The 15,939-nt window shown below is 39.4% G+C and carries 15 protein-coding genes and 1 pseudogene; 10 read left to right on the forward strand and 6 right to left on the reverse strand.

From position 1 onward, the window contains the following. Positions 1–277 precede the first annotated feature (277 nt). Positions 278–1,333, reverse strand: a complete 1,056-nt coding sequence (locus ACNI3T_RS07345; protein ID WP_418227265.1) for an isoaspartyl peptidase/L-asparaginase family protein — start codon at positions 1,331–1,333, stop codon at positions 278–280. Positions 1,334–1,459: 126 nt separating this feature from the next. Here ACNI3T_RS07345 and ACNI3T_RS07350 point away from each other — a divergent pair, with 126 nt between their 5' ends. The 3 genes and pseudogenes from ACNI3T_RS07350 to ACNI3T_RS07360 all read left to right on the forward strand — a co-directional run. Next, the gene (locus ACNI3T_RS07350; protein ID WP_322301477.1) at positions 1,460–2,002 is read left to right on the forward strand and encodes a 3-hydroxyanthranilate 3,4-dioxygenase; all 543 of its coding nucleotides are present in this window, start codon (positions 1,460–1,462) and stop codon (positions 2,000–2,002) included. Between the two features lie 60 nt (positions 2,003–2,062). Further along, complete coding sequence (amaB, locus tag ACNI3T_RS07355) at positions 2,063–3,616, forward strand: L-piperidine-6-carboxylate dehydrogenase (protein WP_418227266.1); 1,554 nt, start codon at positions 2,063–2,065, stop codon at positions 3,614–3,616. A gap of 376 nt (positions 3,617–3,992) precedes the next feature. Next, positions 3,993–4,097, forward strand: a pseudogene (locus ACNI3T_RS07360) (YkvA family protein); the annotation flags it as partial. Positions 4,098–4,244: 147 nt separating this feature from the next. Here ACNI3T_RS07360 and ACNI3T_RS07365 read toward each other — a convergent pair. The 5 genes from ACNI3T_RS07365 to ACNI3T_RS07385 all read right to left on the reverse strand — a co-directional run bounded on the left by ACNI3T_RS07365 (position 4,245) and on the right by ACNI3T_RS07385 (position 8,673). Further along, positions 4,245–4,793 (reverse strand): autotransporter outer membrane beta-barrel domain-containing protein, encoded by a 549-nt coding sequence (locus ACNI3T_RS07365; RefSeq protein ID WP_418227267.1) that lies wholly within the window; start codon positions 4,791–4,793, stop codon positions 4,245–4,247. Positions 4,794–4,871: 78 nt separating this feature from the next. After that, the gene (locus tag ACNI3T_RS07370) at positions 4,872–5,876 is read right to left on the reverse strand and encodes an acyl-ACP desaturase (protein ID WP_322301473.1); all 1,005 of its coding nucleotides are present in this window, start codon (positions 5,874–5,876) and stop codon (positions 4,872–4,874) included. A gap of 167 nt (positions 5,877–6,043) precedes the next feature. Continuing rightward, on the reverse strand, positions 6,044–6,769 hold the full coding sequence (locus ACNI3T_RS07375; RefSeq protein ID WP_418227268.1) for a metallophosphoesterase family protein: 726 nt from the start codon (positions 6,767–6,769) through the stop codon (positions 6,044–6,046). A 1-nt stretch (position 6,770) separates the two neighbouring features. After that, complete coding sequence (locus tag ACNI3T_RS07380) at positions 6,771–7,907, reverse strand: ATP-binding protein (protein ID WP_418227269.1); 1,137 nt, start codon at positions 7,905–7,907, stop codon at positions 6,771–6,773. Positions 7,908–7,923: 16 nt separating this feature from the next. Then, the gene (locus ACNI3T_RS07385) at positions 7,924–8,673 is read right to left on the reverse strand and encodes an SDR family NAD(P)-dependent oxidoreductase (RefSeq protein WP_418227270.1); all 750 of its coding nucleotides are present in this window, start codon (positions 8,671–8,673) and stop codon (positions 7,924–7,926) included. 160 nt (positions 8,674–8,833) lie between these two features. On the opposite strand from ACNI3T_RS07385, the gene ACNI3T_RS07390 reads away from it, so the two are divergent. The 7 genes from ACNI3T_RS07390 to ACNI3T_RS07420 form a co-directional block, all read left to right on the forward strand. After that, positions 8,834–9,682 carry a DUF4382 domain-containing protein gene (locus tag ACNI3T_RS07390; protein WP_418227271.1) on the forward strand — a complete coding sequence of 283 codons (849 nt, stop codon included), beginning with the start codon at positions 8,834–8,836 and terminating at the stop codon, positions 9,680–9,682. 152 nt (positions 9,683–9,834) lie between these two features. Continuing rightward, positions 9,835–10,839 (forward strand): AAA family ATPase, encoded by a 1,005-nt coding sequence (locus tag ACNI3T_RS07395; RefSeq protein WP_418227272.1) that lies wholly within the window; start codon positions 9,835–9,837, stop codon positions 10,837–10,839. A 70-nt stretch (positions 10,840–10,909) separates the two neighbouring features. Beyond that, positions 10,910–11,776, forward strand: a complete 867-nt coding sequence (locus ACNI3T_RS07400) for a DUF58 domain-containing protein (RefSeq protein ID WP_418227868.1) — start codon at positions 10,910–10,912, stop codon at positions 11,774–11,776. Positions 11,777–11,779: 3 nt separating this feature from the next. Continuing rightward, positions 11,780–13,414, forward strand: coding sequence for a BatD family protein (locus tag ACNI3T_RS07405; RefSeq protein ID WP_418227273.1), 1,635 nt, complete (start codon positions 11,780–11,782; stop codon positions 13,412–13,414). Then, positions 13,414–14,418 carry a vWA domain-containing protein gene (locus ACNI3T_RS07410; protein WP_418227274.1) on the forward strand — a complete coding sequence of 335 codons (1,005 nt, stop codon included), beginning with the start codon at positions 13,414–13,416 and terminating at the stop codon, positions 14,416–14,418. Before ACNI3T_RS07405 ends, ACNI3T_RS07410 begins: the two co-directional genes overlap by 1 nt. Position 14,419: 1 nt before the next feature. Then, positions 14,420–15,481, forward strand: a complete 1,062-nt coding sequence (locus tag ACNI3T_RS07415; protein WP_418227275.1) for a VWA domain-containing protein — start codon at positions 14,420–14,422, stop codon at positions 15,479–15,481. Next, positions 15,471–15,939: tetratricopeptide repeat protein (locus tag ACNI3T_RS07420; RefSeq protein ID WP_418227276.1), on the forward strand; the 469-nt coding region annotated here is incomplete at its 3' end. The genes ACNI3T_RS07415 and ACNI3T_RS07420, both read left to right, overlap by 11 nt.

Here is a 15,939-nt window from a genome sequence, read left to right on the forward strand (position 1 = left end):
GGCATATTTTTAATGGTATCATTAACTTCCTCACGGGACATTCGTTGCGCGTTGACATTTGAAGAATTGCAAACTATAAGAACGAGAAGGCCTAAGAGACCTATCTTTTTTGTAAGTGACATCATATTAGTGCTTTGTAGGGAAAATTTAATGGAACAAAGGTAGCTCTTAGTTCGCTTTAAATCTAATTTGAAGTATACACAGAGTTGTTAGTAAATGAAAAAAGCTCCTGATTTCAGGAGCTTTGTAAGTTGCAAACGATAAATATTAATCTGTGCTATTCTTTATAAATACCAAGTTGAAGATCACCTTTTGCATTCATACTCGCACGGTACATTCCTTCAGTATTAAATTCCATCGCCACATTACCTTCATGATCAATAGCGATGATTCCACCATTACCGCCTAAAGCTGGTTGTTTTTTCTGAATGACTTCACTCGCAGCTTCCTGCAGACTCATACCTTTATATTCCATCATAGCTGAAATATCATAGGCTACAACTCCGCGAATAAAGAACTCACCCCAGCCAGTACTCGAAATTGCGCAGGTGGCATTGTTGGCATAGGTTCCTGCTCCAATAATGGGAGAATCCCCGATCCGGTTATATTTTTTATTAGACATTCCTCCAGTTGAAGTACCAGCAGCAAGATTTCCATTTTTATCCAGCGCAGCACACCCAACAGTTCCGAACTTTTCGTCCTTCACGAAAGGGTCGTAAAATGCAGTCTTGTTCTCTTCGCGGTCTCTGGCCCTTTCCATTGCTCTGAACCTGTTTTCAGTATAGAAATATTCGGGGTCAACAATTTCGAGTCCTCTTTCTTTAGCGAAATCTTCAGCTCCTTTTCCAGATAATAAGACATGTTCCGAATTTTCCATGACTTCAAAAGCCAGGTTAATAGGATTTTTGACATTCGTAACCCCGGCAACTGCCCCGGCATTTAGATTTTTTCCTTCCATGATCGAGGCATCAAGTTCATTGATTCCTTCGTTGGTGAATACAGCACCTTTTGCCGAATTAAATAGCGGACTGTCTTCCATAATATTGATGGTTCGTTGAACAGCTTCCACAGCCGTTCCTCCATTGGCCAGAATTTCGTGACCGGTTCTTATCGCCTCTTCCATCTTATCCTTGTAGGCCTGTTCCAGACTATCACTCATATTTTCCTTGAGGATGGTACCAGCACCACCGTGGATCACAATCCCAAAATTTTGAGTTGTATCGGTTGCAGTTTTATTTTCTTCTGCTGAAGTAGAAACTTCTGATTGTTTTTCTGAATTCTGATCACAGGAAAGTAAAGTGACAAAACTGAATAGGAGTAGTAGTTTTTTCATAGGTCGTATTTGTCTGAAAGTTATAAAATTTCAGATTGATTTCTGAAGCAAACTCTTAATTCAATTTTAATAGATGTTGTTCTAAAGCTTTCCGGAGTATTCAGTAATTTTAGAAAAAATCGAATTATGCCTGTAGAAGGACCTTTTAACCTGAATAAGTGGATCGAACAAAATCGCGAGCACTTAAAACCTCCGGTAGGAAATAAGAATTTATATAAGGAATCTGGCGACTATATTGTCATGATCGTTGCCGGGCCTAACGCGAGAAAGGATTATCATTATAATGAAACTGAGGAATTGTTCTACCAGCTTGAGGGAGAGATCGAGGTTCATATCCAGGATAATGGTGAGAAACGAACTATGAAACTGGGACCCGGTGATATGTATCTTCATCCTGGTAAAGTGCCACATTCTCCTGAAAGAAAAGAAGGTTCCATAGGTTTGGTAGTAGAACGAAAAAGACTTAATGAAGCAGGTGAGGATGGCTTACTTTGGTTTTGTGATAATTGCAATCACAAATTATATGAGGTTTACTTCCCTTTACACGATATTGAAACCGATTTTTTAAGGCATTTTAAACATTTTTACAACAGTGAGGAACTTCGAACCTGTGAAAACTGTGGGGAAGTAATGCCCGCCGATGAACGATTCACAGCTCCAGAGGATTAGCCGTTTATTTTTACTATTTTCGCAACAACTACACAAAATAATCGATAAAAACGCAATTTAATGAGCAAAATCGCTGAAGAATTCGGGATTAAACAAGCCCTGAAAGATTTAGGTTTAAACGACGTAAATAACGGAACATCTACCGGTAAAGACTGGTTTAGTAATGGAGATATCATTGAATCATTTTCACCAGTAGATGGTGAACTCATTGGGAAAGTGAAAGCAACCACCAGTGCAGATTATGAAAAAACAGTTTCTACAGCTGCCAAAGGATTCAAGGAATGGAGAACATGGCCAGCACCACAGCGTGGGGAAGTTGTACGCCAGTTTAATGATGAACTTAGGAGATTAAAAGAACCATTAGGGAAACTTGTTTCTTATGAAATGGGAAAATCCTACCAGGAAGGTTTGGGTGAGGTTCAGGAAATGATCGATATCTGCGATTTTGCAGTAGGACTTTCAAGACAACTACATGGTTTGACCATGCATAGTGAACGCCCTGGGCATCGCATGTACGAACAATACCATCCACTTGGAGTTGTAGGGATTATTTCAGCTTTTAATTTTCCGGTAGCAGTTTGGTCATGGAATACCGCTTTAGCCTGGGTTTGTGGCGATGCCTGTATCTGGAAAGGTTCAGAAAAAACTCCGTTGACCTCAGTAGCCTGTCAGAACATCGCTGCTAAAGTATTTGCTGAAAACAAAGTGCCTGAAGGTATTTCCTGTTTGATCACCGGAGATTACAAAGTCGGTGAAATGATGACTAAGGATGAGCGTGTGCCATTAATTTCGGCTACGGGTTCTACCAGAATGGGAAAAATTGTAGCTAAGGAAGTAGCAGGGAGATTAGGGAAAACATTGCTGGAACTTGGTGGAAATAATGCAATCATTGTAACTCCAGATGCAGATATCAAGAATACAGTGATTGGAGCTGTTTTTGGAGCAGTTGGAACTAGCGGACAACGTTGTACTTCCACCAGAAGATTGATCATTCACGAAGATATTTATGATAAAGTGAAGGATGCTATCGTAAGCGCTTACAAGCAGATAAGGATAGGGAATCCACTTGATGAGAATAATCACGTTGGACCGCTTATTGACAAGGATGCGGTAAAAAATTACCAGCATGCTTTAAAAAAAGTGGTGGAAGAAGGAGGAACTATTTTGGTTGAAGGTGGAGTACTTGAAGGAGAAGGATACGAAAGCGGTTGTTACGTGAAACCTGCAATTGCCGAAGCTAAGAATGATTTTGAGATCGTACAGCATGAAACCTTTGCACCAGTACTATACATCATGAAATATTCTGGTGATGTAGGCGATGCCCTGGAATTACAAAATGGTGTAAGACAGGGGCTTTCCTCAGCGATCATGACCAACAACTTGAGAGAAGCTGAACGTTTTCTTTCTACGGAAGGATCAGATTGTGGAATTGCCAATGTGAATATTGGAACTTCAGGTGCTGAAATTGGTGGAGCATTTGGAGGAGAAAAAGACACAGGGGGTGGTCGTGAATCAGGTTCAGATGCATGGAAAGTATACATGCGAAGACAAACGAATACGATCAATTACACAACTGAACTGCCACTAGCTCAGGGAATCAAGTTTGATTTGTAATCATTATAACCTTATTGAAAACCCGCTTTCTAAGAATAGCGGGTTTTTTTATGTTATGCTTCACCGTAAATCGTTAAATCATACTTAAATACTTCACCCAATTTTGAATCAGGCTGAGATAATCTTTATTTTCGAAGATTAGAAACCAAAAGAAATTATGAGCGAATTTTCAAAAGAACAGGCTGAAAAGGAACATCAGAAAAGAACGGAAGACTTTTCTAAGGAAGATGTAGGGAAGGTGATCGATGAAGAGGAAAAAATTCTCAATAAGTTCGAAACTAAAGGAAAACTGAAGCGTTATTTAGATGATGCAATGATACTTTTTTCCCTGGTTAAAGATTATGCTAAAGGAGATTACAGGGATATTCCTTTCAATATCATTGCAGCAGCCGGAGCGGCATTATTGTATGTGTTGTCACCAATAGACCTTATTCCGGATTTTATACCGGTACTAGGCTATTTAGATGATGCAGCGGTGATTGCTTTCTGTCTTAATTTAATGGAGAAAGATCTCGCAACTTATAAAGTTTGGAAACAAAATTTCAAGCAACTTAGCTAGTTCCTAAATTTAATTACAAAAAAAAGCCGATTCGCAAGAATCGGCTTTTTTTATTCTGAAGTTCTAATATTAGAATCTATAGCCAATATTTAAACCTGCATTGAATTCGATAGCAGAGAACCTGTCTTTCACCTCGTCACTAAAGTTCCTGCCTATATTAACGAAAGGTCCTATCACGAACGTATCATTGAAATTCCATTTATAACCTCCGCCAAGTCCAATGATAAAGGAGTTCATATCTGTAATTAGATCTCCATTGAATTCTGCATCTGGAGCAGCTTCGCTAAATTCACCGCTTCTGTACTTCAGGAATGGATTTACGTATAAGCCTGATGCTGCGTATTCTTCCCCAAAATAGTAGTTGTAACCAACTTTAAAACTATTGGTTTCAAATTTTCTGGAACCACTTTCAGAATGATAGTTGATACGATCATTAATAAGGATCATTCCTTCGATAGATTGATGATCATCCAGGAATCTTTCATATCCAAACTCTACAGATGCGATAGCAATGGTATTTGCGATATTCAGTTTGATCTCGTTATTTTTTTCTGTGTTCTGTGCCTGTGCAAAATTGGTAGCAAACACGCAAACAAGTGCCAAAATTATTTTTTTCATATAATTATTTTAGTGATTTATAGATTTAAAAAACCCTGCAAGTGAACTGCAGGGTTTTTATTCTTTATGGAATTTCTATTATAGCATTCCGTTATTGGCAACCCATTTAAATGTATGAGGATCCTGTGGGACCGCAATTCTTCCTGCGATCCTGGTCATTCTATCTGGCAGAGCCATCAGGTAATCACGAGCTTTTTCAGCATCATCATTAAGACCACGCATCTTATCAATTTCCCAATAGTCATTTAACTTCTTCAGGATATCGATATAATCCATGGTGGTGTATACGCCTAATCTTTGTGCAGCATTCGAAAAGTTTTCAAAAGCTTCAGCAATTCCCTGTCCAGATTCTCTAATGAACTGTGCAGGCATTACGATCTTCTTTTTCATCATGTCTACATAAGCCAGCATCATTTCACTTGGATCATGCTCGAAAATGGTCTTTACGAATTCTCTGTAAGCCATGTAATGTCTCATTTCATCTCCTGCAATGATATTACACATCTTAGCCAGCATCTTATTACCCTTTTGCTTAGCCAATTGTCCCACACGTTTGTGAGAAATGTTGGTCGCTAGCTCCTGGAAACTGGTGTAAATAAAGTTTCTGTATGGATCTCTCCCGGTTCCAATATCGAAGCCATCACTAATCAAGTGCTGAGTCGTTTTTTCTATCTCTTTCATATCTACTCTACCCGAGAGGTAAAGATATTTATTCAAAGTATCACCATGCCTGTTTTCTTCTCCGGTCCAGTGTCTTACCCATTTAGCCCATGAATTAGACTCTCCTTTACTCGCATCATGTTGTTTAACGCCTTCCATATCCATTAACCAGGATTCGTATGTGGGAAGAGCTTCTTCAGTCACCATATCGGCTACTAAAACTACCCAAAAGTCATAACCCAGTTCCTTAGCTTCTTCACGAATCTGGTGTACGCCTTCAAATCCATCTTCAGTTTGAAGATTTGGTAAAAGATCTGTAGGTTGCCATATATCTTCAACGGGGATAAGGTATTTATCGATGAAACCCTGTACAGATTTCTCCACCGTATTCATTACTTCTAAACGTATATTGTCCATTGCCATTCTGTAGTACTTTGTAGATTTTCGACTGCTAATTAAAGCCTGTTTGTTCAATAAATTACAATAAACGTGCAAATTTTTTCTAAAACTTCAAAATCTGCGGATTATAACCTCAAAAACTTGAACTTCAAAGATATGAATAAGGATAGAGAAGCTATCGTAAATGAATGCTAATTTCTGCCCTGTTCGTAAGGATATAGCGTATAAACCGGGTCACTTTGCACGATTTCTTTGGTAATTACATTAATTGCTGAAACTGGTCCTTTAAAAGCTGCTCCAGTATCTACATTCCAGATATTTGCTTTATTCACAGGTGTCGTCTCACCAATTCTAGTCACGGGAGTATGTCCAATGAATATTTCATCAAAATGAGCAAGTCTTTTTGGGTAGAACGTATCACCAGGTTTGATCGATGGGTCCATTGCTAAAGCCATTTCCCATAGAGTCCGGTCCCAGTAAAAACCTTTATCTGAATATTCATAATCTGGACCATGTAAGTTTGTAAAACCGGCATGAACAAATAACCGATTGTCATGTTGATAGTAATTCAGGGTATCTTTAAAGAATTGAATGTGAGCTTCGATCTGTTCAGGAGTAAAAGTGCGATAGGCATCAATACTCGACTGGCCACCATGTTCCAGCCATTTTTCGTTCATTTCTCCACCTTCAAGCCACCTTTGAGCAAGATCATCATGATTCCCACGAATAAAAATACAGGAGTTTTGCCGGGCAAGTTTGATGAGGTAAGTGACCGTATTTGCAGAATCGCTCCAGCCATCGACATAGTCACCCAGAAAGATCAGGGTATCCTCAGGTTTCAGGTCGATTCGTTCTAATAGCTGAATTAGCGCTTTCTTTCCTCCATGTAGATCTCCAATAGCGAATGTTCTTGCCATCTTAATTATATTTTACTTTTCTTAAAATTCTCATACTGTCTTTGTAGGACTGGTAATATTCAGCTCCATAATTCTTCAGATATGGCCGGGCGTCTTCAAGTTTATCCAATGCATCTGAAAAATTGTTCAAATAGCAAAGTAAATAGGTAGACGGTAAATTTCGCAGATCCTTAAGATCTTCAGTATTAAGATCAATACCGTTCCTCAATTTATCCACAAGACTGCGATTAGTATTGTAAATATGATATAGTGTCTTTTTATCGAACTTTGGAGCTTCAAAAATAACATTACTTTCAATTTCATAGCTCCCATTATTACCGAAACTAATAGTAACTTCCTCTAAAGGATAGTATTTGAACTGATCGTGTAATCCCAGATGTACGTATTCCAGGATCTTAAAACTGTCTTCATTCTGAATGATACTTACCTCGTCAAGAGCGGAATAGAATAGTTTTACCTGTTCGTTAATCAACTCAATATCTACCCGTGAGTAATAGGATTGCTGATTTATCTTTTTCTCCCTTCCCGCCCAGCAGACCACAAAATACTCCTTAAAAACCTTGTAACTAGGGCTATAATCCTTTCTTTTCCGCATAAAATCGAATACGCCGTCTAAAGTGTATTCAATATTATTGTGAGAATGATTTTCGATAGATGCTACCTGAGCCGAGTTCAAGTCCTGTATTTCTATATCAAAAACCTTAGGCATTGAGATGCTTCCATCGCGCATAAAAATGGACCCGCCATAATATTTCCAGATATTTTTTCTGAAGGAACAGATCTTACCATGGTTGGGCCTGATGGTGACCAGTCCAACCACCAGGTGATCCGGTAAATGTGGAAAAGGAATATTCTCGTAAGATATTCGCGGAGGATTAGTGAGGTAGGCATTGATCAAATTTTGAATTTTACTATCATCGAAAAAATCAATGCCTACTATCTTGCTATCCTCATCCTCAACTCCAATCACGATATAAGAATTGTTTTCAGGATTGGAATTGGATAGCGCGCAGATATGCTTCAGGAATTTCGCTTTTCCTTCCCGTTCGCCAATGTTCAATTGTCGCTTCTTATCGTAAAAGCTATTCTCATCGTTATGAGCCAGCAAATTTTTAATAAGAAGTCTTTTATTGATCATGCCGCAATTCTATTCGTTAGTTTTTATCTACAATAGTGCTGCTGGCCTGTGCTGTACACATCACGGTAAGGTCGGCAATGTTTACATGGTAAGGTCTGGTAACCGTAAAGTGAATGATGTCTGCAATATCTTCCGGTTGCAAGGCTTGAAAACCCTGGTAAACTTTATCAGCTTTTGCAGCATCTCCTTTAAATCTCACATCGCTAAATTCAGTTTCGGTGAGTCCTGGATTTATGGCACCAACCCGAATTCCATTGCCGTTGAGGTCGATTCGCATTCCCTGGTTAATAGCATCTACCGCATGTTTGCTAGCACAGTATACATTTCCATTTGGATAGACTTCCTTTCCCGCAGTAGAACCAATATTGATAATATGACCAGATTGTCTTTCCATCATTCCCGGGATGACCGCCTTGCTTATGTATAAAAGACCTTTAACATTGATATCCAGCATATTGTCCCAGTCATCCATATCGCCAAATTGAATTGGGTCCAGTCCATGCGCATTACCAGCATTATTTACGAGAATATCGATCTGCCTAAATTCCTCCGGAAGACTGTTAATATTATCAAATACTTCCTGTCGATTTCTTACATCAAAATTGAGGATATGTACCTCGGTTTCTACAGCTAGTTCCTGCTGCAATTGCTGAAGTCTTTCCAGTCGTCGACCACAAAGTATCAATCTAAATCCTTCCACTGCAAAGCGTATGGCAGTAGACTCTCCTATACCGCTCGTAGCGCCGGTTATAAGGGCTGTTTTCATATTTGAAATTTATTTTCTAAAGTAAGAAAGTATTACTTAGCATTAGCTATTCGTGTATTAAAGCGTGGTTAAGTAGCGTTAAAAAGAGTTAAATCGATCTTAACCCTAAAATTTAGCATAGAGATTGCCGTTCTCAGGCTGAACCAAATAAAATCAATATATGAAATACTTAAATGTAAGTTTTAAGAGCCTGCTGGTAGCAACCCTAATTTCGGTTGGACTTGTGAGTTGTAATGATGATGATTCTGATGGATCTTCTTCTGAAATGGCTAATCTAAGCATTAGAATGACAGATGCTCCTGGAGATTATGACGCTGTTTTTATCGATGTGCAGGGAATAGAGATTCAACTTGAAGCTGATGACGATCTGGATGCAACCGATGATAATGAAACAGAAGGAAGCGAATGGGTGACCGTGGAAGATGTGAATACTGGGATCTACGACTTACTTGAACTTACTGGTGGAGTTTCACAACTACTTGCAGATACTGAAGTTGAAGCAGGTTATGTAGGGCAAATGAGATTGATCTTAGGGCCTGATAACACAGTAGTCGTAGATGGAGAGACGAAAGCTTTAAATACTCCAAGTGCACAACAATCTGGTCTTAAATTACAATTGAATCAGCGTTTAGAAGGTGGTGAGAACTACGCATTTCTTCTTGACTTTGATGTTGACCAGTCCATTGTGGAAACAGGAAATGGAGGTTATAACCTTAAACCTGTAATTAGATTGAGTGCAGAGGCCAACGCTGGAATGGTAGTTGGAACAACTGTTGTCCCTGCAGCTTTGAGCAGTGATGTTCAATCGCTGGTTGTGCTTACCGGAAATGGAATTACAGTATCGGCATATACAAATAGTGATGGTGATTTTGCGCTGAATGGAGTTCCTGCTGGAACTTATGATGTGAAGATCACACCTCAGATTTCTTCCGGTCTTACAGTTTATACAGTAAGTGATGTGGAAGTACGTCCAAACGAAACTACAGATCTTGGTGAGATAGAACTATAAACGTTCAGAACATATTAAATAGGAAAGGCAGTGCTATAGAGTACTGCCTTTTCTATTTTAACTTTTTTTTAACCATCGTAAATCCAATAAAATAAGAATTTGCGACGCTTACATGTTGTACGTATATTCACGACATCAAAATCCGAAAAATCATGATGGAAAACGATTCATCTGTTGATATAGCCAGTATTAACGAAAAAATTGAAAGAGAGAGTGCTTTTGTAGACCTGTTAACCCGTGAGATGAACAAAGTCATTGTAGGGCAGAATCATATGGTCGAACGTTTGCTAATAGGCCTTTTAGGCCAGGGACATATCCTTTTAGAAGGGGTTCCGGGACTAGCGAAAACTCTTGCGATCAACACATTGTCTCAGGCTGTTCAGGGAAGCTTCAGCCGGGTGCAATTTACACCAGATCTTCTACCTGCAGATGTTGTGGGAACCCTTATTTATAATATGAAGGAGAATGACTTCAGTATAAAAAAGGGACCAATTTTCGCGAATTTCGTGCTTGCAGATGAGATCAACCGTGCTCCGGCAAAGGTTCAATCGGCATTACTGGAAGCCATGCAGGAAAAGCAGGTAACCATTGGCGATGAAACTTTCATTCTGGATAAACCATTCCTGGTGATGGCGACTCAAAACCCGGTGGAACAGGAAGGAACCTATCCGCTGCCAGAGGCACAGGTAGATAGATTCATGCTGAAGACGGTGATCAAATATCCGAAAATGGCAGAGGAACAATTGATCATTCGCGCCAATCTTAAAGGTGCTTTTGAAAAAGTGAACCCTGTTGTAAGTCTTGAGCAGATCTTACGGGCACAAAGTGCAGTTCGTGATGTATATATGGATGAAAAGATCGAAAAATATATTCTTGATATCATCTTTGCGACGAGAACTCCAGAGAATTACAATCTTTCAGATATCAAACCATTGATAAGTTTTGGAGCTTCACCAAGGGGAAGTATCAACCTTGCGATCGCATCTAAATGTTATGCATTTATTCGTCGTCGTGGTTATGTGGTGCCAGAAGATGTTCGTGCCGTAGTACATGATGTGCTAAGGCATAGAATAGGGATCACCTATGAGGCTGAAGCTGAAAACATTACTTCGGAAGATCTAATCAACAAGATCGTGAATGAAATCGAAGTGCCATAGCGATCAAGTTCGTGCACGGCCGAAGATTGGTAATGAAGTTACCGGTTCATAAATATTGTTGAAGGAAGAGATGGATACAAAAGAGCTCCTAAAAAAAGTACGTAAAATTGAGATCAAAACCCGCAGACTGAGCGATCATGTCTTTGGCGGGGAGTATCACTCTACTTTCAAAGGACGCGGAATGACTTTTAGCGAGGTAAGATCTTACCAGTTTGGGGATGACGTTCGAAATATTGACTGGAATGTTACTGCGCGTTACAATGAACCTTTTGTCAAAGTGTTTGAAGAAGAACGGGAGCTTACCATGATGTTGATGGTAGATGTTTCGGGTTCTGAACTTTTTGGTACCCGCGAGCAATTTAAAAAAGATGTAGTTACTGAAATTGCTGCTACACTGGCATTTTCAGCAACAAAAAATAATGATAAGATAGGTTTGATGTTATTTACAGATAAGATCGAACTTTATATTCCGCCGAAGAAAGGACGTTCTCACGTTTTAAGGATCATTCGGGAACTACTCGAATTCCATCCGGAAAATTCAGCAACAGATATTACAGGAGCATTGAAGTACCTGTCTAATGTTATGAAGAAAAAAGCGATCGTTTTCATTCTTTCAGATTTTATGGATGAAGACTATCAGCACACCCTTAAAATTGCATCTAACAGACATGATGTTACCGGGATCAGGATTTTCGACAGAATGGAAGAGAGCATTCCAAATCTTGGTCTTGTACAAATGCAGGATGCTGAAAGTGGTGATTATATCACGGTTGATACGGGATCTAAATCTGTTCGTAATTCTTATTCAAAATATTATCAGGAGCGAATGGATTATTTTTTACAGAGCTTCTCTGTAAGTGGCGCGGGGACTATTAATAACCGGACAGACGAAAATTACGTAAAGAAACTACTGGGCTATTTCAAAAGAAGAGCTTAACGAATGGACTTGAAGAAAATCTCCACATATAGCCAATTAATTCTAAGAAACTTACCCGGGCTTCTGGCAATTTTGTTATTTCAAAATATCTCGGCTCAGGAGGTTACTTCCAGCATAGACTCAACGAGCATTAGGATAGGCGAGCAGATCACCTATAAGATAGAAGTAAATTCTAATCCTGAGGATTTAGTTGTTTTTCCTGAAGGTGAAACGTTTTCACCGCTGGAAATGGTGGAAAGCCTGCAACCTGATACCATACGGAATAATGGAAATTATAAACTGCTTAAAGAATACTTTCTTACCCAGTTCGATAGTGGTAAATATGTGATCCCTTCTCAGGAAGTTCTTATACAGAATCGAACTTACAGAACAGATTCGTTTGCTGTGGAGGTTAAAGATGTAATCGTCGATACCACTAAGCAGAATTTATATCCCTTAAAACCATCGGTAATAGTTTCACCGGGATTCAGTATTCCAGATTGGTTATGGTGGTTGCTGGCAATACTGGCAGTCGCCGGAGCGGCAGTTTATCTTATCGTAAGAAAAAGAAAATCTGATGATAAGGTACGCGAACTTCCTCCATATGAAGAGGCAATGGTGCAGCTAAAGCAACTGGACAACTCGGGACTACTTGAAAACAGGGAGATTAGAGAATACTATTCACAGTTAAGTTTTGCCGTAAGAAAATATCTGGATCGAAAGATCTATGATCATGGGCTGGAAAGAACTACCGGCGAGTTAATTTTATACTTGCAGGCACAGCGCGAATCTGGAAAGCTAAATCTTAATGAAGAAACCATTCGCGATTTCGAGAAAATACTTAATCGTGCTGATCTGGCGAAGTTTGCTCGCTCTAAGCCTGATATCATTACAGCAAAAGACGATCGTTCTAAAACCCAGTTGATCATTGATGATCTACGTGCTGCCGTTCCACAGCCTACGCAGGAAGAGTTGCTGCAGGACGAAGAATATTTGGAAGCACAACGCAAAAAACGTAAGAAGCGCAAGATCATTCTCGGGATTCTGGTTGGTGCAGCCATTATAATCATTGGGGTTACCACCTTGATCGCAACTAAGGGTATTACCTATGTCATGGACACCTATATTGGTCATCCAACGAAAGAATTACTTGAGGGAGAATGGATTCGCAGTGAATACGGAAATCCTAGCGTAGCGGTGACCACTCCAAAAGTACTGGTTCGAGGGGAGATCGAAATGCCGGAAGATGTACAGCGTATGATGGTTGGTTCTGAAACCTTTGTTTATGGAAGTCTGCTTAGTAATTTTTATTCCGCAGTAACTACAATTAAATTTCAAGGAGAAGTACAATTCGACCTTCAAAAAGCTGTAGACGGAATTTATACAAATCTGGAAGGGCAGGGAGCTACAAATATTGTCATGAAGCAGGAGGAATTTACAACGCTTAATGGTGCGAAAGGATTAAAAGTCTTTGGAACCTTACAGGCCGAAAATCCTGTTACGGGTGAAGCGATCCCGAATGAGTATGTGATCCTGAATTTTGCGGAAAAAGGTGGTTTTGAGCAGATCATTGTCATCTTTAATGAAAACGATACTTATGCTGAAGAGATCTCGCAAAGAATCATCAATTCAGTTGAAATAAATAACCTGAAAGAATAATGTTTGCAAATTTCAATTTTGAGAATCCGGAATTTTTCTGGTTACTATTGCTGCTTCCGCTGGCAATAGGCTGGTATATCTGGAAGCGAAATAAGCAAACTGCTGCGCTAAAGATATCTTCAACTAAAGGATTCAGGGGGAAATCTGGCTTACTTCCTAAATTGCGACCGGTACTTTTTATTTTGAGATTACTCACATTGGCTTTAATCATTACCGCGATGGCGCGACCAAGAACAGTTGATGTTTCTACGCAGTCCAGTAGTACCCAGGGAATCGATATTGTTATGGCAATAGATGTTTCTGCCAGTATGCTGGCAAGGGATTTACAGCCTACTCGTCTTGAAGCTACTAAAAATGTGGCAGAAGAATTTATTAAAGATCGTCCTGCAGATAGAATTGGCCTGGTGGTATATGCCGGAGAGAGTTTTACAAAAACTCCCATTACAAGCGATAAGTCTATCGTACTGGACGCGCTGGAAGGTATCGAATATAATAATGTTCTCGAAAATGGAACTGCGATTGGTTCGGGGCTGGCTACGGCAGTAAACAGGATCAAGGATAGTGATGCTGAAAGCAAGGTCATCATTTTGCTTACCGATGGTGTGAATAACTCCGGATTTATAGATCCAAACACAGCAAGTGAGCTGGCACTTGAGTTTGGGATTAGAGTTTATACAATTGGTGTTGGTAGCAACGGGATGGCTTTATCTCCAACTGCCATACTTCCAAACGGTAGGTTTCAGTATGGAAATGTGCCTGTAGAGATCGACGAAGAATTGCTTACTCAAATTGCTTCTACTACCGGAGGAAAATATTTTAGAGCGACCGATAATGAAAAACTGGAAGCTATCTACGAGGAAATTGACGCTCTGGAAAAAACAGAGATTGAAGAATTTCGTTATTATAATTACGATGAAAAATACAGACCATTGGTTTTACTTGCCGGTGGATTGCTTTTGCTGGAAGTATTATTAAGAATGACAGTTTTTAGAAGCTTTGTTTAATATGATGTTAGAAGAAAAAATATGGTTTTGGTTGTTGCTGGTGATTCCACTGGTGATCTTACTATATCTTCTACTGGTATTCTGGCAGAGAAGAACTCGACGAAAATTTGCTGATAGCCACCTCTTAAAAAGTCTTGTTCCTGACCGATCCAGAAGTAAGCCTTTTCTAAAACTTTTATTGGTTTTGCTAGGAATAGCTGCACTTGTTGTAGCACTTGTCAATCCTAAAATAGGTTCTAAAATGGAAACTGTAAAGCGGGAAGGGGTTGATATCGTTTTTGCTATAGATGTTTCCAAAAGTATGGAGGCCGAAGACATTGCGCCAAGCAGGATCGAGAAGTCAAAACAACTTGTAAGTCAGATTTTGAACAATCTAGGAAGTGACCGCGTTGGGATTATCGCCTATGCCGGTGGTGCGTTTCCACAATTGCCAATTACGACCGACTATTCATCAGCCAAAATGTTCCTGCAGGCTTTAAATACAAACATGATTTCTTCACAGGGAACTGCTATTAGCGATGCGATAGAACTGGCGACCACTTATTACGACGATGATCAGCAGACCAATCGGGTATTATTTATAATAAGTGATGGAGAGGATCATGAAGGTAATGTAGAGGATATCGCGGAACAGGCTGCGGAAGAAGGGATTCGAATCTTTACTATTGGTGTAGGAACTGAGAAAGGTGGTCCTATTCCTATCAAACGCAACGGGGTTATTCAGAATTATAAGAAAGATAATCAGAATGAAACGGTTGTAACAAGGTTAAATCCTCAAACCCTTCAGGAGATTGCAGATGCTACTGATGGAGCCTATATCGAAGGTAATGTTACCGTAGATGTAGTAGATGAAGTTTTAAGTCAGCTTCAGAATATTGAAAAAACAGAATTTGAAGCAAAGCAATTTGCCGACTATGAATCTCAATTTCAATGGTTTCTGGGATTAGCTTTGGCATTATTTTTTCTAGATATTTTTGTATTAGAGAAAAGTACCGCCTGGTTAAGAAAATTGAATCTTTTTAATGAAGGTGGCAGGAAAAAGGAGAAGAACGATGCAGTATAAAACCGGTTTTAAGATCACACTTAGTATTTTACTCTTCCACTTCGGAATAGTGACAGGTCTCGCACAGGAAGATCAGGTAAAACTTCAGCGGCAATCCGATGAATATATCGTGGAAGCGCAGGAAGCTCTTTCAGAAAATAAATTCGCGATTGCAGAAGCTTCTTATCGTAAAGCTATTGCTAAGGATCCAACTAATATGAAGGCAAAGTACAATATGGGAAACCTGTATCATGCCAAGGAAAAATCGCTAAATGCAGAACAGCGTTTAAAAGAAGCTGCAGAAATCGCTGAGAGCAAAGCTGAAAAACACCAGATCTTTCACAATCTTGGGAATTCATATATGCAGCAGAAAAATTATCAGGAAGCTGTAAACGCGTATAAAAATGCGCTTCGGAATAATCCAACCGATGATGAAACTCGTTATAATTTAGCTTTAGCGAAGAAAAAACTGGAAGACG

Source organism: Christiangramia qingdaonensis (genome assembly GCF_048381525.1).
Taxonomy (GTDB): Bacteria; Bacteroidota; Bacteroidia; order Flavobacteriales; family Flavobacteriaceae; genus Christiangramia.

What these genes read in the sequence shown, in the direction of transcription:
- ACNI3T_RS07415 (WP_418227275.1), top strand. Translation starts at nt 14,420, where the DNA reads ATGATGTTAGAAGAAAAAATATGGTTTTGGTTGTTGCTGGTGATTCCA.
- ACNI3T_RS07410 (WP_418227274.1), top strand. Translation starts at nt 13,414, where the DNA reads ATGTTTGCAAATTTCAATTTTGAGAATCCGGAATTTTTCTGGTTACTA.
- ACNI3T_RS07405 (WP_418227273.1), top strand. Translation starts at nt 11,780, where the DNA reads ATGGACTTGAAGAAAATCTCCACATATAGCCAATTAATTCTAAGAAAC.
- ACNI3T_RS07370 (WP_322301473.1), bottom strand. Translation starts at nt 5,876, where the DNA reads ATGGCAATGGACAATATACGTTTAGAAGTAATGAATACGGTGGAGAAA.
- ACNI3T_RS07395 (WP_418227272.1), top strand. Translation starts at nt 9,835, where the DNA reads ATGATGGAAAACGATTCATCTGTTGATATAGCCAGTATTAACGAAAAA.
- ACNI3T_RS07385 (WP_418227270.1), bottom strand. Translation starts at nt 8,673, where the DNA reads ATGAAAACAGCCCTTATAACCGGCGCTACGAGCGGTATAGGAGAGTCT.
- ACNI3T_RS07400 (WP_418227868.1), top strand. Translation starts at nt 10,910, where the DNA reads ATGGATACAAAAGAGCTCCTAAAAAAAGTACGTAAAATTGAGATCAAA.
- ACNI3T_RS07375 (WP_418227268.1), bottom strand. Translation starts at nt 6,769, where the DNA reads ATGGCAAGAACATTCGCTATTGGAGATCTACATGGAGGAAAGAAAGCG.
- ACNI3T_RS07365 (WP_418227267.1), bottom strand. Translation starts at nt 4,793, where the DNA reads ATGAAAAAAATAATTTTGGCACTTGTTTGCGTGTTTGCTACCAATTTT.
- ACNI3T_RS07345 (WP_418227265.1), bottom strand. Translation starts at nt 1,333, where the DNA reads ATGAAAAAACTACTACTCCTATTCAGTTTTGTCACTTTACTTTCCTGT.
- amaB (WP_418227266.1), top strand. Translation starts at nt 2,063, where the DNA reads ATGAGCAAAATCGCTGAAGAATTCGGGATTAAACAAGCCCTGAAAGAT.
- ACNI3T_RS07350 (WP_322301477.1), top strand. Translation starts at nt 1,460, where the DNA reads ATGCCTGTAGAAGGACCTTTTAACCTGAATAAGTGGATCGAACAAAAT.
- ACNI3T_RS07390 (WP_418227271.1), top strand. Translation starts at nt 8,834, where the DNA reads ATGAAATACTTAAATGTAAGTTTTAAGAGCCTGCTGGTAGCAACCCTA.
- ACNI3T_RS07380 (WP_418227269.1), bottom strand. Translation starts at nt 7,907, where the DNA reads ATGATCAATAAAAGACTTCTTATTAAAAATTTGCTGGCTCATAACGAT.